This window comes from Marinobacter sp. KM021, from assembly GCF_050707965.1.
GTDB lineage: Bacteria > Pseudomonadota > Gammaproteobacteria > Pseudomonadales > Oleiphilaceae > Marinobacter > Marinobacter shengliensis.
The window spans coordinates 110,103-131,295 of the sequence record NZ_CP136129.1; the positions used below are offsets into that span (position 1 = coordinate 110,103).

The following is a 21,193-nucleotide window of genomic DNA, read 5'->3' on the forward strand; positions in this document are numbered from 1 at the left end:
CTTTCGAACCGGGCCTTTAAGAATACTGGTAGCAAGGGGCGGAGTCGAACCGCCGACCCCAGCATTATGAGTGCTGTGCTCTAACCAACTGAGCTACCTTGCCATTTCGATCGAGGCGTGCCCCAAACGAGGCGCGTATTTTCGGTATTTGGGTCCAAGGTGTCAAGGCTTTGGGGCCAAAAATCCGGAAAAATTACACGTTAAACCGGAAGTGAATTACGTCGCCATCCTTAACGATGTATTCCTTGCCTTCCAGGCGCCATTTGCCGGCATCCTTGGCGCCGGCTTCGCCGTTGTACTGCACGAAATCGTCGTAGCTGATGACTTCGGCGCGGATGAAGCCGCGTTCGAAGTCGGTGTGAATAACGCCGGCAGCCTGGGGGGCGGTAGCGCCGATTTTAACCGTCCAGGCGCGCACTTCCTTTACGCCTGCGGTGAAGTAGGTTTGCAGGCCCAGCAGGCCGTAACCGGCGCGGATCACGCGGTCCAGGCCGGGCTCTTCCATGCCCATTTCATCGAGGAACATGGCCTTTTCTTCGTCTTCTAGTTCAGAGATTTCGGCTTCCATCTTGTTGCAGATGGGTACTACCACCGCGTTCTCGGAGGCGGCAATTTCGCGAACCTTGTCCAGGTGTGGGTTGTTCTCGAAGCCGTCTTCATTCACGTTGGCGATGTACATGGTGGGCTTGACGGTGAGCAGGCACAGCTCGCGTACCAGGGCCATCTGGTCTTTGTCCAGGCCCATGCTGCGCACCGGTTTGCCTTCATTCAGCACCGGCAGCAGCTTCTCGAACATTTCCAGCTGGGCCTTGGCCTCTTTGTCGCCGCTCTTGGCTACCCGCTGCACGCGCTTGATAGCTTTCTCGACGGTGTCCAGGTCGGCCAGCGCCAGCTCGGTGTTGATCACTTCAATGTCAGATGCCGGGTCAACTTTGTTGGCCACGTGGATGACGTTGCCGTCTTCGAAGCAGCGCACTACATGGGCAATGGCGTCGGTCTGGCGGATGTTGGCCAGGAACTGGTTGCCCAGGCCTTCGCCTTTGGAGGCGCCGGCGACCAGGCCGGCGATGTCGACAAATTCCATGGTGGTGGGCACGACTCGCTCGGGCTTTACGATTTCGGCCAGTTTGGTCAGGCGTGGGTCGGGCATGGCCACCACGCCGGCGTTGGGTTCGATGGTGCAGAACGGGAAGTTCTCTGCGCCGATGCCGGCTTTGGTCAGTGCGTTGAACAGGGTAGATTTGCCGACGTTGGGAAGGCCGACGATGCCGCAGTTAAATCCCATGGAATGCCTCTGCTGGAACTGAAAAATTTGGGCGGATTATACCGGGGTATCGGTACGGGTGCGAGTAAGGGGATGTGCCTTGCTCAGGGGGTCGGTTTGAAACTGTGTAACCGGTTCATGGCGGCAGCCAGTTTGCCGTTGGCGGCGTCTGGCAAAACCCGCATGACTTCGTCGAACACGGCGCTCAGCTGCTCGGTTTCCAGTTTGCCGAGTCGGCCCAGTACAAAACCGGTGACCTTACGGCTGTCGCCGGGATGGCCGATGCCGAGGCGTAGTCGCTGGAAGTCGTTGGTGCCGAGGTGGGCAATGGTGTCCCGCAGGCCATTATGACCACCGTGACCGCCGCCTTTCTTGAGTTTGGCCGTGCCGGGAGGCAGGTCGAGCTCGTCGTGGGCAACCAGAATCTGTTCAGGAGAGATCTTGAAGAAGTCCGCGAGGGCCTTGATGGCAATGCCGCTGCGGTTCATGAACGTGCTGGGGTTCAGGAGGTGCAGGTCGAGACCCTGCCACTGAATGCGGGCGTAAAGCCCGTGGTACTTCCGTTCGGGGCGTAGCGTCTGGCCCGCATGGCGGGCCAGCGCTTCGACGAACAGAGCGCCGGCGTTGTGGCGGGTATTCTCGTAGTCGGCGCCGGGATTTCCCAGGCCAACCACCATGACAATATCCTGTGCCATTCGCCTTTGCCCCCGGAGTGATTACTCCTCGCCGCCTTCCTCGCCTTCGGCGTCCGCGGCGTCGTCCGCCTTGGCACCTTTCGGCTTGTGGATAGAGGCAACCGGCTGGTCGTGGTCTTCACCCTGCAGCAGGGCAGCAACACGAACGCCTTTCGGCAGTTTCAGGTCGCTCAGGTGGACAACCTGGTCCATGGCGACGTCAGTCAGGTCAACTTCGATGAACTCAGGCAGGTTCTGCGGCAGGCAGATAACTTCCACTTCGGTCATGGTGTGGGAAACAATACCACCCTGAAGCTTAACCGCCGGCGCTGTGTCTTCGTTCAGGAAGTGCAGCGGTACGTTAACGTGGATCTCGTGATCCTTGTCTACGCGCAGGAAGTCGGCGTGGGTCAGCAGCAGCTTGTACGGGTGGCGCTGCAGATCCTTCAGGATCACGCTTTCTTTTTTGCCCTGAATGTCGATGGTCAGAATGTGAGAGAAGAAGGCTTCGTTTTCGAGGGCCTTTTTCAGCTCGTTGTGCCAGATGGAGACCGGCGTTGCGTCTTTTCCGCCACCGTAGATGATGGCCGGGATTTTACGCTCTTCGCGACGCAGGCGGCGGCTCGCACCTTTCCCCTGATCGTCACGAGGAAATGCTTCAATAAGGAATTCCTGAGACATGGTATGTACCTCGTTGTTCATCTGAACGGCCCGCGACCAGGCTCGGGACAGATGAGTTCTTTGAATGACCGGATTTTTCCGATCGACTAAAAGAGTCGGGAGCCCTGTTGGACTCCCGACCCGAAAACTGCCTTTAAAGTCTGAGTGTTACGGAGCTTGGCCCGTTCAGACGTTCTCAAACATGGCGCTGATGGACTCTTCGTTGCTTACGCGACGAATCGATTCCGCAAGCAGTCCAGCCATGCTGAGGGGGCGGATTCTAGCACAATTTTTGGCTTTGTCACCCAGTGGAATGGTGTCGCACACCACCAGTTCGTCCAGCTCCGAGTTGTTGATATTCTCGACAGCCGGGCCGGACAGCACCGGGTGGGTAATATAGGCGACTACGCGGGAGGCGCCGTGCTCTTTCAGGGCGTTGGCTGCCTTGCACAGGGTACCGGCGGTATCGACGATGTCGTCAACCAGAATGCAGGTTTTGTCTTTGACGTCACCGATGATGTGCATTACCTGGGAAACGTTGGCCTTCGGGCGGCGTTTGTCGATGATGGCCAGGTCGGCATCATCCAGACGCTTGGCAACGGCGCGGGCACGTACAACACCGCCTACATCCGGAGATACCACGACAAAGTTTTCGAACCGCTGCTTTTCGATGTCTTCAAGCAACACCGGGGTGGCGTAGATGTTGTCCACCGGGATGTCGAAGAAGCCCTGAATCTGGTCAGCGTGGAGGTCGACGGTCAGCACACGGTCGACGCCGATGCTGGAAATCATGTCAGCAACCACTTTGGCGCTGATGGCTACCCGGGTAGAGCGAACGCGACGATCCTGGCGGGCGTATCCGTAGTAAGGGATAACGGCGGTGATCCGTGTGGCGGAAGCGCGGCGCAGGGCGTCGGCCATCACGATCAGTTCCATCAGGTTGTCGTTGGTGGGGTAGCAGGTGGGCTGGATAATGAAAACGTCGTGACCACGAACATTTTCATTGATCTCAACGGTGGTCTCACCATCGCTGAAACGGCCAACGGTGGCCTGGCCCATGGGAATATGCAGTTTCCTGGCAATATCGCGCGCCAGTTCAGGGTTGGCATTGCCAGCGAAGATCATCAATTTGGACACGACAGCATCCTTCTCAGTATCGGCGTTTGATTCAGAAGAAGCGGGAGAAAGGTGGCTGGGGTGGCAGGATTCGAACCTGCGCATGACGGGATCAAAACCCGTTGCCTTACCACTTGGCGACACCCCAATATCATCGTGCTTTCTTGGCATCATTTCAGCTCTGTCAGCTTTTTGTGCAGAGGTGAATGGTTCACCCCTTTAGCTACGAACCCCGTGATGCCGGAGGGTTTGCTTTCCCAGATAATCCGGGCTGCGGATTCTGTCGGGAAACGTCCAAAAATGCAAGCCCCGGTTCCGGTTAATCTTGCAGGTCCGAATTGTGAAAGCCATTCCAGGCTCTTGTTAACCTCAGGATACAGTTTTCGAACTACATCCTCACAGTCGTTTCGGTACCTCGAGGCGTCTCCCTCAAAAGCGGGCGCTATTTTCATTTTTGGGGTGTCCCTTGTCAACCCTTCTTCCGAAAAAATCTTCCCGGTGTTTATTTCGCAGTCAGGCTTGAGGACCACAAACCAGTCTTCCGGCGGATTGGCGGGCGTGAGCTTTTCACCCACCCCTTCGCCAATGGCGGAGCGGCCGCGAACGAACACCGGTACATCGGCGCCCAGATCCAGGCCCAGCTCGGCAAGCTCGTTTTCATCAAGATGCAGTTCCCAGAGGTGGTTCAGTGCCACCAGGGTGGTCGCGGCGTTGGAGCTGCCGCCCCCGAGGCCGCCGCCCATGGGAAGTCGTTTTTGAATGCGGATCGTCACGCCGGGCAATGCATGGCTGGCGCGTTCGGCCAGGGCACGGGCTGCGCGAATAATGAGGTTGTCGTCGTCAGGTACCCCGGGAACCGGTTCCTCAAGGCGTATGCGGGCATCCCCCGGGGTCAGGGTGAAGGTGATCTCGTCGCCGTAATCGAGAAACTGAAACAGGGTTTGTAGTTCGTGATAGCCATCGGGTCGTCTGCCCACGATGTGCAGGAACAGATTGAGCTTGGCCGGCGAGGGCAGGGTAATGCTGTTGCTCATGTGCTCAGTCCTTTCTCTGCCAGTCACTGATCACCACTCGAACGCGCTTGTCGTCCTTCAGGGCGGTGATTCGGGCGGGGAGCTGAGGCAGGTCTTCAATGAACGCCTGCCAGCGATCGTAGCGTATTTCCCAGCCGTCCTGGCGAATGATGGCTAGCCGTTGCTGGTCATCGAACAATAACCGGAAATTGCCGTCTGGTGCCGGCAGGCCACGAATCCACCAGGTCAGGCTGTCAATGGGCAGCTGCCAGCCGGTTGCGGCCTGTACCAGCTGTTCCGGGTTCGATGATTGGTAGGTGTCGCCGTTAGCCAGTTGCAGTTCGAGAAATCCCGGTGTTCCGCGCAGGTTGGTGCTACCCATTCCGAGAAAGGATGATGACAATGCCAGGTCATATTGCTCGCCTTGCTGTTCCCAGTGATTAATGACGGCGGTGCCGCTATCGGACGGTTGGCGCACCGCAAGTTTCCCGGAAAGCTGCCAGTGATTGAATTGACCCAGTGTGCGGGACCGTTCGGCCCAGTTGGCTGGGGGCTGGTCGGTCATGCCTTCCGGGAGCGGTTCCAGCTGAATGGTGGTGCAGCCGCCCAGCACGCCAAGTACCAACAGGGCGGCGAACAGATTCTTCAACATCAGGAGTTTCCGTTGCCGGTCAGGCGTTGGATGGTTTCAATCAGAATGTCGTGGTCCGGATTCTGTTCCAGGCCTTCTTCCCAGATCACGCGAGCCTGTTCTTCATTTCCGCTGACCCAGAGGGCTTCACCGTAATGGGCGGCTACTTCCGGGTCCGGGTAGGCGGCCCAGGCGTCGGCCAGGTATTCGAGGGCGGCTTCGGTGTCGCCCTGGCGAAACAGTACCCAGCCCATGCTGTCGAGAATGGCGGGATTATTCGGATCCAGGGCCAGTGCCTGTTCGATGTAACTGCGGGCTTCATCCAGGCGCTCGGTACGAATGGTCAGGATATACCCGAGCGCATTCAGCGCCACCGCGTTGTCTGGTTGATTCGATAATATGGCCCTGAGGTCCTCTTCCGCCAGTTCGGTGTTGCCGAGAGAGTCGTGCAGCATGGCTCGGGCGTAACGGACCTGAATGTTTTCAGGAAAGGCCTCAAGGGCATGGTTGGCGGCTGCCATGGCGTCTTGTTCGCGCTGCTGGTCGAGCAGCAGGTTGACTTCAAGGAGCCAGAAGTTCTCAGCCTGCCCCGGGTTTGAATCCCTCAATGTGTCAATCTTGGCAAGTGCGCTATCCAGATCCCCTGTCTCGGCTTGCAGTTCACTTGCCCTGGCGAGGGCGGGGAAGAAGTAGTTTCCGCCTTCTACGCTCATATAGTAACCGATGGCGTGGGTGATGTTGCCCGCATCTTCCTCTATGCGGCCAAGGTAGTAGCTGGCTTCATCGGTGTGGTGGCCCTGTTCGATCAGTTCCGTAAGCTCCTCTTTAGCCAGCTCCGGCTGGCGATTTTCCAGGGCAACCAGAGCGAACGACAGCCGCAGCCCCGGGGTCTGGGGGTAGCGTTTGACCAGTCGCTCGAACTCGTCCTGGGCAGCCTGAAGCTCTCCTTCGTTAATCAGGATGCGGCCGTAAAGCGTGCCCAGTTGCCGGTTGGCGGGGAATCGCCGGGTGTTTGTGGTCAGGTAAGTCAGGGCTTCTCTTGTTTGGCCGGTCTGGTATAGCAGGTCGCCTTTGAGAGCGATGGCGGGCTGGAAGTTGGGTTGCTGATTGGTGAGCCGCTCAATGCGTTCCAGGGCTTGCTCCGGGGCGCCGGTGATTTTCAGGAGCAGGGCAATGCTGTACTCAAGCTCGGGATTGCCCGGGTGCCGTTTAGCCAGTCGCTCATAGAGCTGCAGCAGTTCCCGTTGCTGGGCCGGTGGCAGGTTGGCAGACATCGCCGCCAAGCTGTCAAAGTCAGCGTCCTCTCCCTGCTCCATAATGTGTTCCATATGGACCAGAGCGGTTTCAAGATCCTGGCGTTTGACCGCCTGAATCGCGGAAACCCGGTGTGCCAGCAGGTTGTCGGGCTCCAGTTGCAGCCATAGCTCTGCCAGTTGCTGCTGCGCGTTGTCGGCATTCAGGGACTGGGCAATGCGCATGGCACGGGTGATAACGCCGCGATCTTTAGAGGTTTTGGCTGCCTGCAGGTAGTTGACCAGGGTTACGTCGTAGCGCCCTCGCTGGGCGGCAATCTCCGCCGCCAGGAGTTGGTAAAGCACTTCTGGCTCGAAATCCGCATAACGAATCTCTTCCTGTGGCGTCGGGGTGACCGCTATGGGAGTTGGTTCATCAGCCTTCGTTTCTTTTGTTTCGGAAAAGCTGGCGCAGCCGGGCAGGGCGGCAATGGTGAAGGCCAGCAGGCTGGTAACCAGATACGGTGCGGATTTTTGCATGCAACTTCCCGTGTGCTGTCGGCAGTACGTCAGAGTATGTTCTGTTCTGCCGTAGAATTGAGGCAGATCGGGTTTAGGCCGTGGCCGAGCCTCTATAATGGCATAAGCATTATAACTTGCCCAACCTGTCCGCAGTTCCCGAAGGCGGCGTGTTTTCGGGTGGCAGGCGGTGGCCCTCACCGGTAGAATGGCACAATATGATCCACGACTGGCATAAGGTTTTTTAACCTCGAAATGGCATTGCTGACACTGGGAATCAATCACCGAACCGCACCCGTGGAGATCCGCGAACGTGTGGCTTTTACCCCGGAGCGGATGGCGGAAGCCTTCTCGGAACTCCGGGCGGCGTCCGGTGCCAGCGAAGCGGCTATTCTGTCTACCTGCAACCGCACGGAGCTTTATCTGGCCGGGGACGACGACTGCGCGCCCACGGTGCTGCGCTGGTTGGCCGGTTTTCACGAGCTGGATGTGGCCGACCTGGAAGAAGTGCTCTACGTTCACCGGGATTCCGAGGCCGTTCGCCATATGATGCGCGTAGCGGCGGGGCTGGATTCCATGGTGCTGGGCGAACCGCAGATCTTCGGGCAGTTAAAGGATGCCTACTCCCTGGCCCGCGAGCACGGTGCCACCGGCTCTTTCCTGTCCCGCCTGTTTGAGCAGACGTTCTCGGTAGCCAAGCGGGTTCGAACCCAGACAGCCATCGGGGAAAACCCTGTTTCAGTGGCCTATGCCTCTGTCAGCATGGCGCATCATATCTTTGCCGACATGTCCCGCAACAAGGCGTTGCTGATTGGCGCGGGCAAAACCATTGAACTGGTCTCCCGCCACCTGGCCGATGCCGGCGTGAGAGACTTCCTGGTCGCCAATCGCACCCTGGAACGAGCCCAGGCGCTGGCCGAACTGCACGGTGGCAAGGGCATTGTGCTGTCGGAAATTCCCGATCACCTGGCGGACGTCGACATCATCATTTCCTCCACGGCCAGCCCGTTGCCAATACTTGGCAAGGGTGCGGTGGAGCGCGCGTTGAAGAAGCGCAAGCATCGCCCGTTCTTTATGGTCGACATTGCGGTACCCCGGGATATTGAGCCGGAGGTTGGGTCGCTGGCCGATGTGTATCTTTATACCGTCGACGATCTGCGGCAGGTAATCGAAGAAAACATCCGCTCCCGTGAAGGTGCTGCCCGCGAAGCCGAGAACCTGATCAGCAGTGGCGTGCAGGAATTCCTGGATCAGCTCCGGGCCCTGGATGCGGTCTCTACCCTGAAGGTGTTCCGCCAGCGTGCCGAACTGCTGCGGGATGTCGAATCTGAAAAGGCCCTGCGTGCTCTACGCAACGGCGTTGATCCCGAGACCGTCTTGCGCAGCCTGGCGCGGGGCCTCACCAACAAACTGCTTCACCAGCCCTCTGTGCAAGTGCGTAAAGCCATGGCCGAGGGCCGCACCGAAGTTACCGAATGCCTGCGGGAGCTGTATCAGCTTGATGCCCTGGAAGCTGACGAGCCCACCACCACGGAAAAATTATGAAGCCATCGATCCAGTCCCGCCTCGAACAGCTTGTTGAACGGTTCGAGGAGGTCAACGCGTTGTTGAGCGATGCCTCGGTGATTGCTAACCAGGACAAATTCCGGGAACTGTCCCGGGAATTTGCTGAGATTGAACCGGTGGTGAAGTGCTTCCAGGCCTGGTGCCAATCCCATGAAGATATCGCGGAGGCGAAAGAGCTGGCCAAAGACGGCGATGCCGAGATGCGTGCCATGGCGGAAGAAGAGCTGGCCGCCGCCGAAGCGCGTAGTGAAGAGCTTGATGAAGAACTGCAGCGATTGATGCTGCCGAAAGACCCGAACGACACCAAGAATGTGTTCTTGGAAGTGCGCGCCGGTACCGGCGGTGACGAAGCCGCGATTTTTGCCGGCGACCTGTTCCGCATGTATTCCCGTTATGCGGAAAAACACCGTTGGCAGGTGGAAGTGCTGAGCGAGAACGAGGGTGAGCACGGCGGCTACAAAGAAGTCATCGCCCGGGTGTCAGGAGATGGCGTCTACGGAACGCTCAAGTTTGAGTCTGGAGCCCACCGGGTGCAGCGGGTACCGGAAACCGAATCCCAGGGCCGCATTCACACCTCCGCCTGTACCGTGGCGGTGATTCCAGAGGCTGATGAATCCGAAGCCATCGAAATCAACAAAGCTGATTTGCGGGTAGACACCTTCCGCTCCTCCGGCGCTGGTGGCCAGCACGTCAACAAAACCGACTCTGCCATCCGCATTACCCACCTGCCCACCGGCATAGTGGTGGAGTGCCAGGAAGAACGTTCGCAGCACAAGAACCGCGCCAAGGCCCTGAGCCTGCTGGCGTCCCGGCTGCAGAATGCCGAGCTGGAGAAACAGCAGAAGAGCATGGCGGAAACCCGCAAAAGTTTGGTGGGCAGTGGCGACCGCTCGGAACGTATTCGCACCTACAATTTCCCCCAGGGTCGGGTGACTGACCACCGCATCAACCTCACCCTGTACAAGCTGGATGAGGTGATTGCCGGGGATCTCGACGCCGTGGTGGTCCCCCTGCAACAGGAACACCAGGCTGAATTGCTGGCAGAACTGGCCAATGAGCAGTGAGTCCTCGCTGACCTGTGAAACCCTTCTGAATAACGCCATCGAACAGATTGGTGGCGATTCACCCCGCCTGGACGCTGAATTACTGTTGAGCCACGTAACCGGCCTGGGCCGTACCAGCTTCCGCGCCTGGCCCGAGCGGGAAGTTGCCCCTGATCAGGCGCAAGCGTTTCGCGAATTGGTGGCTGAACGGGTCAAGGGCTTACCCATCGCCTACCTGCTGGGGCAGCAGGAATTCTGGTCCTTGCCCCTGAAAGTCAGCCCTTCCACCCTGATTCCCCGGCCAGACACCGAATGCCTGGTGGAAACCGCGCTGGAATTGCCTTTGCCTGACAACGCCCGCGCGCTGGATCTTGGTACCGGTACCGGTGCCATTGCCCTGGCATTGGCCAGTGAAAAGCCTGGGTGGCAGATCATGGCCAGCGATCGTATTGAGGAGGCTGTCGAACTGGCCCGGGAAAACAGCCGCTCCCTGCAACTGCCGATCACCGTAGTGCAGAGTCACTGGTTCGACCAGATCCCCGAAAGTGGCTTTGACCTGCTGATCTCCAACCCTCCCTATATACCCGTCAGTGACCGTCACCTGCACGAAGGCGACGTGCGCTTTGAACCACCATCCGCGTTGGTGGCGGGCGATGATGGCCTGGATGACATCCGGTTGCTGGTCGCCGAAGGCCTCCAACACCTGAACCCCGATGGCTGGATGCTGCTGGAACACGGTTACGACCAGGGTGAAGCTGTTCGGAATTTGTTTGCCGCAGCCGGATGGCGCAACATAGAAACCCGCCGGGACTACGGCGGAAATGACCGAATGACCCTGGCCCGGAAACCTGCCAGCGACCAGTAGCGAGATCTCTCATGCTCAGCGACGAAGAACTGCTCCGATACAGCCGCCAGATCCTGATGCCCCGGTTCGACATCGCCGGCCAGGAAAAACTCAAGGCCGCCCATGTGCTGGTCATCGGCGCCGGTGGTTTGGGGTGCCCGGTTGCGTTGTATCTGGGCTCAGCCGGCGTTGGCCATCTGACCCTGGTAGACGACGACCAGATCGAACTGGCTAACCTGCAACGGCAGATTGCGTTTGAGCAGAGCTGGCTTGGCGATTCAAAAGCGGAGCGCCTGGCGGAGCGGGTAAGGGCGATTAACCCGGAGATCACCGTTAATGCGGTGAATCGGCGGGTGGATGGCGACGACCTCAAACAGCTGGTTGCCGAATCCACTCTGGTCCTCGATTGCACCGACAACTTCAATACCCGCTTTGCCCTGAATCGGGCTTCGGTCGCCAACAAGGTCCCGCTGGTATCCGGTGCTGCCATCCGTGGTGAAGGGCAGTTGTCTGTTTACGATCCGCGGCAGGCGGATAGTCCTTGTTACCATTGTCTGTATCCTGAGCAAGGCAATGAAGACCTGACTTGTTCCGAAGCCGGTGTTATTGCCCCGTTGGTAGGCATGATCGGTTCAGCTCAGGCCATGGAAGCAATAAAGGTTATCTCGGAAGTGGGTAAACCATTGGTAGGTCGTTTGCTAATCCTCGATGCCTGGCAGATGGAATGGCGGGAAATGAAGCTGGCGAAGGACCTCCATTGCCCGGTTTGTGCCGGCTAGCTCAAGAGTAGGTCAGGGTTGGGAACGGCCTTTCCAAAACCCTGCGGAGCCATGGATGGCGGAGCGGAGCCTACAGGGACGTATTCTCGGCGTGTTTTGGAAAGGCCGTCCCCAACCCTGACCGGCAGTAAGACTCCAAAGTCTCAATCCTTCAAAGCCTGAAATCTCGCAATGGCCTCTTTCCGGCTCTCTTTCAGATCGACGATCGGTCTGGGATAGCCTTTCGGGATAACTCCGCCCTTGGATGGCTCATGAATCCGTTTGTTATCCAGCTTGGCCAGTTCAGGCACCCACTGGCGGATAAACTCTCCAGTTGGATCAAACCGCTCGCTCTGGGTGACAGGGTTGAATACCCGGAAATAAGGTGCTGCATCGGTGCCCGTTGAGGCACTCCACTGCCAGCCGCCATTATTGGACGCCAGAAAACCATCCACCAGATTCTGCATGAACCAGGCTTCGCCCAGCCGCCAGTCGATAAACAGGTTCTTGGTCAGGAACATCGCAGTGATCATCCGCAGACGGTTATGCATCCAGCCGGATTGCTTCAGCTGGCGCATGGCAGCATCCACAATGGGAATGCCGGTTCGGCCCTCCTTCCAGGCCTCAAAGTGTTCGCCCGGCTCGTTCCATACCAGCGCTTCTGTTTCCGGTTTGAATGCACGATGCATGCTGACGCGCGGATAGTGGTAAAGAATGTGAACGTAAAAATCGCGCCAGGCGATTTCATTGATCCACGTCTCGATGCCGTCGCCGGAGATGCCGGACTGCCGTGCGGCAATCAGGCACTGGCGGCCGGATAATACGCCATTGGCCAGATAAGGCGAGAGTTGGCTGGTGCCGTCCACCGCCGGGAAATCCCGGTTGTCTTTGTAGCCTTTTGCCCGTTCTTCCAGGAAATTATCCAGTTGCTGATGGGCGGCGTCTTCGCCGTTGGCCACCAAGGGTTTCGGTGCATCTTTGAACGGTGCGGGCAGGGTGTCGGTTTGCTCGGCTTCTACCTCTGGCCCCATGGACGACGGCGCCGGGTACAGGGTGGGCTGGGTTTCCTCTATCCAGCTGCGCCAGCGCCGGGAGAAGGGAGTGAAAACCGAATAGGGTTCGTTCTGCTGGGTCAGAATCTGGCCCACCGGGGCCACGGTCTGGTCCCGGTACTTGGCAACCCGAATACCCAGGTTCGTCAGCCGGTCGTGGGCCTGTTTGTCTCGGCGGCGCTCGTTGACGCCGTACTCTTCATTGAAGTGCAGGCCTGCAATCTGGTGTTGTTTGCAGAATGCCTCCAGCTTGTCGAGGCTTTCAGCAAAGGTGTCCGCGTAAAGAAATGACAGGGTAATGCCCAGCTTGGCCAGCTGGCGGGCCAGAACATTGGCGTGCTCAAGCACGAACTGCACCCGCGCGGCGGACCAGTCGTGCTCCTGCCATTGCCCCGGCGTCACCAGGAAACAGGCCTTCACGGGTTTGCTGCGGGCGCAGGCGGCAGTGAGGGCGGCGTTGTCGGCCAGGCGGAGGTCGTTGCGGAACCAGACCAGTTCTGTCATTGGGAAGCGTACCCCTGAATGTGAAGCATAGGTGAAATTACAGGCGATAAATCATTGGCTTGTATATTCGCTGCAACTACCGGATTGGATTATAGTTAAGCAGACTAGCCGTATACGAAACAGGAGCCTTTTTCTCGGCATGATTGAAGCTACCGAAAGCCAGCGCGACGGTGTCTGGGCACACCCATACCAACTGGCTTCGGGCCAGACACAGCAGCACCAGCTTGGCCATAAACGATTATGGGTGACCCTGTTGGATCGGGAGTGGCAGATTCGGGAAGAGAAAATTGACGTCGAGTCTGATCCCCAGCACTGGCTGGAAACCACCGGCTACACTCTGCCTTCGGCCGAGATTGCTGCTCAGCGTTTCGTTCGCTCCAGCGACAACGGCGTGGTGAGTTTTTATCCAGCCATGGCCAGCCTGCCAACGGTGATTCGTCCTTTTCAGCCCCTGACAATTCCGCCTGGCGCCCGTTGCGTTCTCTACGTGGGAACCGCACTCTGGATGAAAGTCTGCGTGGGTGAAGAGCGGCTGGAATTGGCGGAAATCCCGCTGGCGCCACCTTCCCTGACCTGGCTTGGCCGGAATACCCGTGAGGGTGAGTTGTGTTACGCCTCGTCGACATATGGGCGATTAGCGCTGGAAGCGGTACCCAAAAGGCCCTGGCGGGCGGTTACCCCAGTCACCATCATCAACAGTCGGGAGAAGCCGCTCCTGCTGGAGCGTTTCAGTATGCCTACGCCATTGCTGTCTCTGTATCGCAACGAGAAAGGGCAGCTGTGGACACCCGGTATCACTGTAGAATGCGAAACGGACATGAGTTCTGCCAGCCTGCAGATAGCGTCGTCTGTGGTTGCTGAGGCTGGCCCTTGCGAAGCCATCGCCCCGGCCCGGGAAAAGCTTGCCCGGGGCCGAAGGCTGGTTCGCGCCTTCGACCATATGTTTGGCTAACAGCCGCTACAGGAGCAGTTACGTGTTGGAAGCAATTCAGGCAACCATAACACAGGTGATCAATGGGATTGCCTGGGGGCAGTGGTTGTCCGCCGGATTCTTGCTGGCTCTGGGTATCGTTCTGGGTTCACTGGTGGCCCGCAGTGTTGGCCGCATGGTTGAGAGCCGGGTGTCTCGCCATCACATGGTGATGATTCGCCGGTTGTTCTTCTATGCAATCTTCATGTTGTTCGCCATGGCAGCGCTGCGCGAGGCTGGTTTTTCTCTCGAGGTTGTACTGGGTGCCGCCGGTATCCTGACCGTCGCCATTGGTTTTGCCTCGCAAACCTCAGCCTCCAACATCATCAGCGGGTTGTTCCTGGTCATGGAGAAACCCTTCGAGATTGGTGACTTTATCGAGGTGGATGCCACTATCGGGGAAATCGTTTCTATTGACCTGCTGAGTGTGAAACTGCGCACGCCGGACAACCTGTATGTGCGAATCCCCAATGAGACACTGATCAAGACCCGGTTGGTAAACCGCTCCCGCTTTCCCATTCGCCGGATTGATCTGACTGTGGGTATTGCCTACGCGGAAGATGTGGAGCGTGTCAGTGATCTGCTACTGGAGCTTGCTGAGAAGAATTCGGTTTGCCTGGAAGAGCCAAAACCCTTTGTATTGGTCACCGGTTTTGGTGCGTCATCGGTGGATCTTCAGTTTTCTTTCTGGGTTCCTAAAGACAAATTCTTCGAGGGCCGTGGTGGCATGATGGTGGCCATCAAGAAAACACTGGACCAGCAGGGTATCGAGATTCCGTTCCCCCATACCAGCATTTATGCCGGTAGCCATTCCGCGCCCTTCCGTGTGCAACTGATGGGCCCGGAACAACAGAAAGATAAGGACTCCCCGGATGTCGCGCGAGACAACTGAAGCAATCAAGACCACTCAACCAATCCAGGCCGATAACAAGATCGCTCTGGGATGGCGGGAATGGGTGGCCCTGCCGGATCTGGATATTGGCCGCATCAAGGCGAAAGTGGATACCGGTGCGCGCACATCGTGCCTGCACACCTTTCGCACCGAACCCTACACGGAGAACGGAGAGCGCAGAGTGAAGTTCTGGGTTCATCCCGTTCAGAACGATCTGCACCACGTGGTGGAATGCGATGCCAAAGTGCTGGATGAGCGAACGGTGTCGGATTCCGGTGGCCACAAAGAAATGCGGCTGGTGATTGAGACCACCCTGGTGGTGGGTGATCAGAGCTGGCCGATTGAAATGACACTGACAAACCGGGATTCCATGCGGTTCCGGATGTTGCTGGGCCGTACCGCCATGGCGGGCCGCTCCCTCGTTTACCCTGAAGCTTCCTACCTGGCCGGCAAACCGGCATTAAGGACCTGAATATGAAAATTGCGGTACTGTCGCGAAACCGTCACCTGTACTCAACCCGGCGTCTGGTGGAGGAAGGCATTAACCGTGGCCACGAAGTGAAGGTGATCGATGCCCTGCATTGCTCCATGAACATCACCTCTGCGAACCCGTTGATCCATTATCACGAAGAGGTGCTGGAAGACTTCGACGTGGTGATTCCCCGGATTGGTGCCTCGGTCACCTTCTACGGCACAGCCGTGCTGCGCCAGTTCGAGATGATGGGGGTGTTTCCGCTGAACGAATCCGTGGCCATTACCCGTTCCCGGGATAAATTGCGTTCCCTGCAACTGCTGGCCCGAAAGGGCGTGGGCATGCCGGTCACCGGTTTCGCCAACAAACCGGACAACGTGCCGGAGCTGCTGAAGATGGTGGGCGGCGCGCCGGTGGTGATCAAGCTGCTACAAGGCACTCAGGGCATCGGCGTGGTGCTGGCGGAAACCCGCAAGGCGGCAGAGAGTGTGATTGAGGCCTTTATGGGCCTGAAGGCAGACATCCTGGTGCAGGAGTTCATCAAGGAAGCCGGCGGCGCTGACATTCGCTGTTTTGTGATCGGTGACAAGGTGATTGCCGCCATGAAACGCCAGGGCGCCGAGGGTGAGTTCCGCTCCAACCTGCACCGGGGTGGCACGGCCTCGCTGGTGCGGATTACTCCGGAAGAGCGCCGCACCGCCATTACCGCCGCCAAGGCCATGGGCCTGAACGTGGCGGGTGTGGACTTGTTGCGCTCCAGCCGTGGCCCGCTGGTGATGGAAGTAAACTCCTCGCCGGGCCTGGAAGGCATCGAGAATGCCACCGGCAAGAACGTGGCAGGCATGATCATCAACTGGACTGAAAAGAACTACAAACCCTGGAAGACCAAAACCCGGGGCAGGGGATAAGCGCGCATGGCAAGAGCACCGTTTGAAATCGCTGGCGTACAGGTAAAAGCCGGTACCCGGGAGACTGTGGAAGTCCCGGTGGCCAAACTCTACACCCACACACCGCTGCACATTCCCGTGGAGGTGGTGCACGGCCGCCGTGACGGCCCGGTACTGATGGTGTGTGGTGCGATTCATGGCGATGAAATCAACGGTGTGGAAATCATCCGCCGGGTGCTGAAAAACTCGGCCCTGCGGTATCTGCGCGGTACCCTGGTGGCAGTGCCCATTGTCAATATCTTCGGATTTGTGCAGCGCACCCGTTACCTGCCGGACCGCCGGGATCTGAATCGTTGCTTCCCGGGCTCGGAAACCGGTTCCCTGGGCGGCCGCATTGCCTACCTGTTGCGCACCCAGATTATGGAAAAGGTCACCCACATTATTGACCTGCACACCGGCGCCATTCACCGCTTCAACCTGCCGCAGATTCGCGCGGAACTGAAGAACCCGGAAACCTCCCGCATGGCGGATGCCTTTGGTGCGCCCATCATCATCAATGCTGGATTGCGGGAAGGCAGCCTGCGGGCCTACGCCGATTCCCTGGATATTCCGGTTATCACCTTTGAGGGGGGTGAAGCCCTGCGCTTTGATGATGTGGTGATTGCCAGTGGTGTGAAGGGAATTATCCGGGTGATGCGGGAACTGGAAATGGTGCCTGCCAAGAAAGGCCCGAGGGCGCCCAGAAAGCGCTCTGAAACAGCGGCTAATTCACAGTGGGTGCGGGCGGATATGGACGGCATCATGCGCCCGGTGGCCAGTCTCGGACAGAAGGTGCGTAAAGGCCAGAAACTGGCCATGGTGGCGGATCCCTTTGGTGAATCGGAGGTGGCGATCACGTCCCCCTGTTCCGGCATCGTGATCTGTGTGAACAACCTGCCACTGGTGAACGAAGGCGAGGCCATCTATCACATCGCCCGCTTCGACGAGCTGGGCGAAGCTGAAAAAGCCATGGACTACTTCCGCAGCTCCTTCGAGAGCGAAGTGTCGGAAGACGCGGTAGTGCCCGTACACCCCTGGGACGAACTGCAAAAGTAACCGGAGGCGGCATCATGATCTGGCATCAGAACACCATCGAACTGGCCCCGCTACCACGGGGCTTTCACCTGGTCACCAATGAAATTCTGGCCCAGGCGCCGGAACTGACCAACTGCGAAGTGGGGCTACTGCACCTGTTTATCCAGCATACTTCCGCCTCTCTGGCGGTCAACGAGAATGCCGATCCCGATGTGCGGGGCGACCTGGAGCGCCATTTCAACGTTATGGTGCCCCAGAATGCTCCGCATTATGAACACACCATGGAAGGCCCGGACGACATGCCGGCCCACATCAAGAGTGTGATGATCGGCCCGTCACTGACGCTGCCCATCAGTCACGGCCATCTGGCCCTGGGTACCTGGCAGGGTATCTATGTGTGTGAACACCGGGATAACGCCGGTAGCCGGAAGATTGTGGCGACGTTGCAGGGGCGTTGGTAAGCCACATTAACGTCACGGATATTATCGGGCCCGGATGGGTGGTGGCCTACCCAAACTCATTCTACTGATGGGTGGGAACCCGCCCATTATCACCGTCCGATAACAGCAACTCAGACTTAACCTTCTGTTCTTTGGCCGTTTTCCCGATCTGGCCTGGTGCTTGCTGATTGCTTCCCCCAGCGGGGCTCTTCTCTGGCCTCATCAGCACCCAACCAACAAGACCAATCGGGAGCACTCATTATGAGATTTCAATCCATTGCGGCGACTGCGCTCGCCTACGCTGTTTTTGCAACCCCTGTTCTGGCTCAGGATCGTTCCGGCTGGCCGGCCAGTTTTACCGTCGGTACGGCGAGCCAGGGCGGAACTTACTTCGCTTACGGATCTGGCTGGGCAAACTTTGTGGCGAAGAATCTGGGGGTTTCTGGTGGGGCTGAAATCACCGGTGGCCCGGTTCAGAACATGGCGTTGGTCCATACGGGTGATCTAAAGCTTGGCTTAACCACCATGGGCCCCGCCCGGGAAGCGGTTGATGGCCAAAGCCCCCTGGCTCCGGGAATGAAGATGGATAATGTCTGCGCCATGTTCCCGATGTACGAGACTCCTTTTTCTATTGCCGCGTTATCCAGTTCCGGTATTGCTTCGATCTCGGATATTCCACCTGGTGCAACGATCGGGTTTGGTCCCGCTGGCTCCACGTCTGATACCTATTTTCCACGCATGATGGAAGCCCTGGGTGTTGATTTTAAACGTCGCAATGGAAGTTGGTCCGATCTTGGTGGACAGCTTCAGGACGGGTTGATTGATGTGGTGGCTTTCGCCGCAGGTATTCCCATTCCGGCGGTCAGTCAGTTAGAGGTGCAGACTGATGTGAACGTCATTGGCATGAATGATGACGAAGCAAAAACGATCACAGACAGTTTTCCGGTGTCGGAATTCATTATTCCGGCCAGCACCTATCAGTCACTGGACGAGCCTTCCCGTGTGGTGTCGATGTGGAACTTCGCCATGGTGAACTGCGATATGCCTGAAAGTTTCGTATACGAAGTCACCAAACTGACCATGGAAAACAATTCCGAGATGGTGTCAATCCATCGGGCTGCCCTTCATTCTGTCCCCGAAAACTATACCCAGAACCAGGCGCTGCCATGGCACCCGGGTGCGGCCCGCTGGTTTAACGAGAACGGCTACCCCATCGACGACGCGGCTATCAAACACTGATGGTTGTTGCCGGTGGGCCACTTTGCAGCTCACTGGCACTCGCTCGTTACCGATTTACCGCCTCCCGGACAGGCAGGACTTATCATGAACAAAAAACCATTCCAGAGTGGTGGAGACACACCGCTTGCAGAAAACCTGACGGTCAATGAAGACCACATCCTGGCCCACAACGTGGATGACGAACCCGTAGAGGCCAACCGCCGACTGTTCACCGGTGTTCTGATGAAGTTCGTGGTGATGCTGGCCATTGCCTTTTCTGCTTTTCACCTCTACATACTGAACGTGGCGCCCATGGAAACATGGTCGTTCCGAATTGTGCACGTGGCTGGAGCGCTGGTGCTGGGCTTTGTCCTGTTTGCCGGTGCGCGGTTCGTGTCCGGTGATGAAGGCGGTGTTCGGCATCGCTGGACCACCTGGTTTGCGGCTGTTGCCCTGATTCCCGCTATCTACGCGTTGTATCAGATCTATGTATTCCATCAGATGATTCTGGACGGCGCCATGCGGATTCCCGCCGAGCTGGAAACCTGGCACTTTGGTTGGCCTCTGCTGGCTGCCTCTGGCGTGGGCATTGTGATGAGCTGGTTCCATCAACGTGATCGTGCTCGGTTCAGTGTGCCAGACCTGGTCTTGATCATCTGCTCGGTGGCCGTTGCAGCGTATCTGTTGGTGGTTTTCAACACGTCCATGCGTATGACCACCGGCACGGCCTTCGCCCCCGTGGGAATTTCCTTTGCGGCAGTGGCAGGCACAGCGCTGATTATGGAACTTACCCGCCGGGTAGCCGGCATGGCCCTGGTGGTCATTGCCCTGGTGTTTCTGGCTTATGTGTTTGCGGGCCCGTACCTGCCGGGATTCCTTGGCTATCCGGGCCTTTCGGTTCAACGGTTCTTCAGCCAGGTATACACCGATGCAGGTATTCTGGGGCCCACCACGGCGGTGTCCTCAACCTACATCATTCTGTTCATCATCTTCGCCGCGTTTCTGCAGGCTTCGAAAGTGGGTGACTATTTCGTCAATTTCGCGTTCGCGGCGGCCGGCCGTTCCCGGGGTGGCCCTGCCAAGGTGTCCATCTTCGCTTCCGGTCTGATGGGTATGATCAACGGCACCAGTGCCGGCAACGTGGTGTCTACCGGTTCCCTGACCATCCCGTTAATGAAGCGCGTTGGCTATAGCAAAAAATCGGCTGGCGCAGTTGAGGCGGCGGCATCCACGGGCGGGCAGATCATGCCACCGATTATGGGCGCCGGCGCGTTCATCATGGCCGAGATCACTGGCATCCCCTATACGGAGATTGCCATTGCCGCGGTGATTCCCGCGATTCTCTATTTCGCCTCGGTGTACTTCATGGTTGATTTCGAGGCCAAGAAACTGGGGATGCGGGGTATGCGTGCGGACGAACTGCCGGACCTTCGGCTGATGCTGCGCCAGGTCTATCTGTTTGTACCCATCATCATCCTTATCGTGGCGCTGTTTCAGGGCTACTCGGTGATTCGTGCCGGCACACTGGCCACTATTTCGGCGGCGGTGGTGAGCTGGATTTCGCCCAACAAGATGGGGTTGCGCCAGATTCTGCACGCGTTCGAGATAGCGGCCTACATGTCAATCCAGATCATTGTGGTCTGTGCAGCGGCCGGTGTGATTGTGGGAGTGATCTCACTGACCGGTGTTGGCGCCCGTTTCTCGGTGTTACTTCTGGATGTGGCGGCACACAGCAACCTGCTGGCGCTTGTGTTTGCCATGTTCATTTCCATCCTGCTGGGCATGGGCATGCCAACCACCGCGGCTTACGCGGTTGCTGCTTCGGTTGTCGCGCCCGGGTTGGTGCAGCTGGGCATTGAACCGCTCACGGCACACTTCTTTGTGTTCTACTTTGCCGTTGTCTCGGCGATTACACCGCCGGTGGCCCTGGCATCCTATGCGGCAGCGGGTATCTCCGGCGCTAATGCTATGTCTACTTCCGTAGCCTCCTTCCGTATCGGGATTGCCGCGTTTATTGTGCCGTTTATGTTCTTCTACAACAGTGCTTTGTTGATGGACGGCGGCTGGTTCGAGATTGCCCGAGCGTTGATGACGGCAACCTTTGGCGTGTATCTGTTGTCGGCAGGTGTGCTGGGCTGGTTCGCCCGCTCCACAGCGCCGGTTCCGGTGCGGATCTTGCTGGTGGTTGCGGCCTTGCTCACCATCGAGGGCGGTTTATGGACTGATCTCGCGGGTATCGGGCTGGCACTCCTGGCTATCTTTATCCAGCGCAGGGTGGCACCGGCTCTGGCCGCCGCCTGACCCGGCCCGTGCCTGGCCGGGCAGCCTGCTGCAAAGCGGGTTGTCCTGCCAGACCGGGGGCGC

The 21,193-nt window shown here is 58.2% G+C and carries 20 protein-coding genes and 2 tRNA genes; 12 read left to right on the top strand and 10 right to left on the bottom strand.

Going from position 1 to position 21,193, the window contains the following annotated elements; all coding sequences use genetic code 11:
* Nucleotides 1-26: 26 nt before the first annotated feature.
* From RVM24_RS00530 to RVM24_RS00570, 9 genes are all read right to left on the bottom strand, one after another.
* Nucleotides 27-103, bottom strand: a tRNA-Met gene (locus RVM24_RS00530).
* A 90-nt stretch (nt 104-193) separates the two neighbouring features.
* Nucleotides 194-1,285 carry a redox-regulated ATPase YchF gene (ychF, locus tag RVM24_RS00535; protein ID WP_061333290.1) on the bottom strand — a complete coding sequence of 364 codons (1,092 nt, stop codon included), beginning with the start codon at nt 1,283-1,285 and terminating at the stop codon, nt 194-196.
* 83 nt (nt 1,286-1,368) lie between these two features.
* Nucleotides 1,369-1,959, bottom strand: a complete 591-nt coding sequence (gene pth / locus RVM24_RS00540) for an aminoacyl-tRNA hydrolase (RefSeq protein ID WP_374815604.1) — start codon at nt 1,957-1,959, stop codon at nt 1,369-1,371.
* Nucleotides 1,960-1,980: 21 nt separating this feature from the next.
* Nucleotides 1,981-2,619 (bottom strand): 50S ribosomal protein L25/general stress protein Ctc, encoded by a 639-nt coding sequence (locus tag RVM24_RS00545; protein WP_061333314.1) that lies wholly within the window; start codon nt 2,617-2,619, stop codon nt 1,981-1,983.
* Between the two features lie 165 nt (nt 2,620-2,784).
* Nucleotides 2,785-3,735, bottom strand: coding sequence for a ribose-phosphate diphosphokinase (locus RVM24_RS00550; RefSeq protein WP_061333292.1), 951 nt, complete (start codon nt 3,733-3,735; stop codon nt 2,785-2,787).
* Between the two features lie 52 nt (nt 3,736-3,787).
* Nucleotides 3,788-3,862, bottom strand: a tRNA-Gln gene (locus RVM24_RS00555).
* Between the two features lie 22 nt (nt 3,863-3,884).
* Nucleotides 3,885-4,748: a 4-(cytidine 5'-diphospho)-2-C-methyl-D-erythritol kinase gene (gene ispE, locus RVM24_RS00560; protein WP_374815602.1), complete on the bottom strand. Its 864-nt coding sequence runs from the start codon at nt 4,746-4,748 to the stop codon at nt 3,885-3,887.
* Between the two features lie 4 nt (nt 4,749-4,752).
* Nucleotides 4,753-5,379: a lipoprotein insertase outer membrane protein LolB gene (gene lolB, locus RVM24_RS00565; RefSeq protein WP_374815600.1), complete on the bottom strand. Its 627-nt coding sequence runs from the start codon at nt 5,377-5,379 to the stop codon at nt 4,753-4,755.
* A complete protein-coding gene (locus RVM24_RS00570; protein WP_374815598.1) occupies nt 5,379-7,130 on the bottom strand; it encodes a tetratricopeptide repeat protein in 1,752 nt (583 codons plus the stop codon). Before RVM24_RS00570 ends, lolB begins: the two co-directional genes overlap by 1 nt.
* A 234-nt stretch (nt 7,131-7,364) precedes the next feature.
* Between RVM24_RS00570 and hemA the strand changes: the two genes are divergently transcribed.
* The 4 genes from hemA to RVM24_RS00590 are packed head-to-tail and all read left to right on the top strand — an operon-like array spanning nt 7,365 to nt 11,341.
* On the top strand, nt 7,365-8,654 hold the full coding sequence (gene hemA / locus RVM24_RS00575) for a glutamyl-tRNA reductase (protein WP_061333296.1): 1,290 nt from the start codon (nt 7,365-7,367) through the stop codon (nt 8,652-8,654).
* The gene (prfA, locus tag RVM24_RS00580) at nt 8,651-9,739 is read left to right on the top strand and encodes a peptide chain release factor 1 (RefSeq protein WP_061333297.1); all 1,089 of its coding nucleotides are present in this window, start codon (nt 8,651-8,653) and stop codon (nt 9,737-9,739) included. Before hemA ends, prfA begins: the two co-directional genes overlap by 4 nt.
* Complete coding sequence (prmC, locus tag RVM24_RS00585) at nt 9,729-10,583, top strand: peptide chain release factor N(5)-glutamine methyltransferase (RefSeq protein ID WP_286920460.1); 855 nt, start codon at nt 9,729-9,731, stop codon at nt 10,581-10,583. The genes prfA and prmC overlap by 11 nt, the downstream gene beginning before the upstream one ends.
* An 11-nt stretch (nt 10,584-10,594) precedes the next feature.
* Nucleotides 10,595-11,341, top strand: a complete 747-nt coding sequence (locus tag RVM24_RS00590; RefSeq protein WP_286920461.1) for a HesA/MoeB/ThiF family protein — start codon at nt 10,595-10,597, stop codon at nt 11,339-11,341.
* A gap of 143 nt (nt 11,342-11,484) precedes the next feature.
* On the opposite strand, the gene phrB is transcribed toward RVM24_RS00590, so the two are convergent.
* The gene (gene phrB, locus RVM24_RS00595) at nt 11,485-12,876 is read right to left on the bottom strand and encodes a deoxyribodipyrimidine photo-lyase (RefSeq protein ID WP_286920462.1); all 1,392 of its coding nucleotides are present in this window, start codon (nt 12,874-12,876) and stop codon (nt 11,485-11,487) included.
* A 139-nt stretch (nt 12,877-13,015) separates the two neighbouring features.
* Here phrB and RVM24_RS00600 point away from each other — a divergent pair, with 139 nt between their 5' ends.
* The 8 genes from RVM24_RS00600 (at nt 13,016) to RVM24_RS00635 (ending at nt 21,130) form a co-directional block, all read left to right on the top strand.
* Complete coding sequence (locus RVM24_RS00600; RefSeq protein WP_286920463.1) at nt 13,016-13,828, top strand: hypothetical protein; 813 nt, start codon at nt 13,016-13,018, stop codon at nt 13,826-13,828.
* A gap of 22 nt (nt 13,829-13,850) precedes the next feature.
* Entirely contained in the window at nt 13,851-14,738 is an 888-nt protein-coding gene (locus RVM24_RS00605) for a mechanosensitive ion channel family protein (protein ID WP_286920464.1), read from the top strand.
* Nucleotides 14,719-15,210, top strand: coding sequence for an ATP-dependent zinc protease family protein (locus RVM24_RS00610; protein ID WP_138437800.1), 492 nt, complete (start codon nt 14,719-14,721; stop codon nt 15,208-15,210). The genes RVM24_RS00605 and RVM24_RS00610 overlap by 20 nt, the downstream gene beginning before the upstream one ends.
* A gap of 2 nt (nt 15,211-15,212) precedes the next feature.
* Complete coding sequence (gene rimK / locus RVM24_RS00615; protein ID WP_058091875.1) at nt 15,213-16,118, top strand: 30S ribosomal protein S6--L-glutamate ligase; 906 nt, start codon at nt 15,213-15,215, stop codon at nt 16,116-16,118.
* Nucleotides 16,119-16,124: 6 nt separating this feature from the next.
* Nucleotides 16,125-17,192: a succinylglutamate desuccinylase/aspartoacylase family protein gene (locus RVM24_RS00620; protein WP_106693451.1), complete on the top strand. Its 1,068-nt coding sequence runs from the start codon at nt 16,125-16,127 to the stop codon at nt 17,190-17,192.
* A 14-nt stretch (nt 17,193-17,206) separates the two neighbouring features.
* Complete coding sequence (locus tag RVM24_RS00625; protein WP_058091873.1) at nt 17,207-17,632, top strand: secondary thiamine-phosphate synthase enzyme YjbQ; 426 nt, start codon at nt 17,207-17,209, stop codon at nt 17,630-17,632.
* A 240-nt stretch (nt 17,633-17,872) separates the two neighbouring features.
* On the top strand, nt 17,873-18,850 hold the full coding sequence (locus tag RVM24_RS00630) for a TAXI family TRAP transporter solute-binding subunit (RefSeq protein WP_286920465.1): 978 nt from the start codon (nt 17,873-17,875) through the stop codon (nt 18,848-18,850).
* A gap of 84 nt (nt 18,851-18,934) precedes the next feature.
* A complete protein-coding gene (locus RVM24_RS00635; protein ID WP_286920466.1) occupies nt 18,935-21,130 on the top strand; it encodes a TRAP transporter permease in 2,196 nt (731 codons plus the stop codon).
* Nucleotides 21,131-21,193 lie beyond the last annotated feature (63 nt).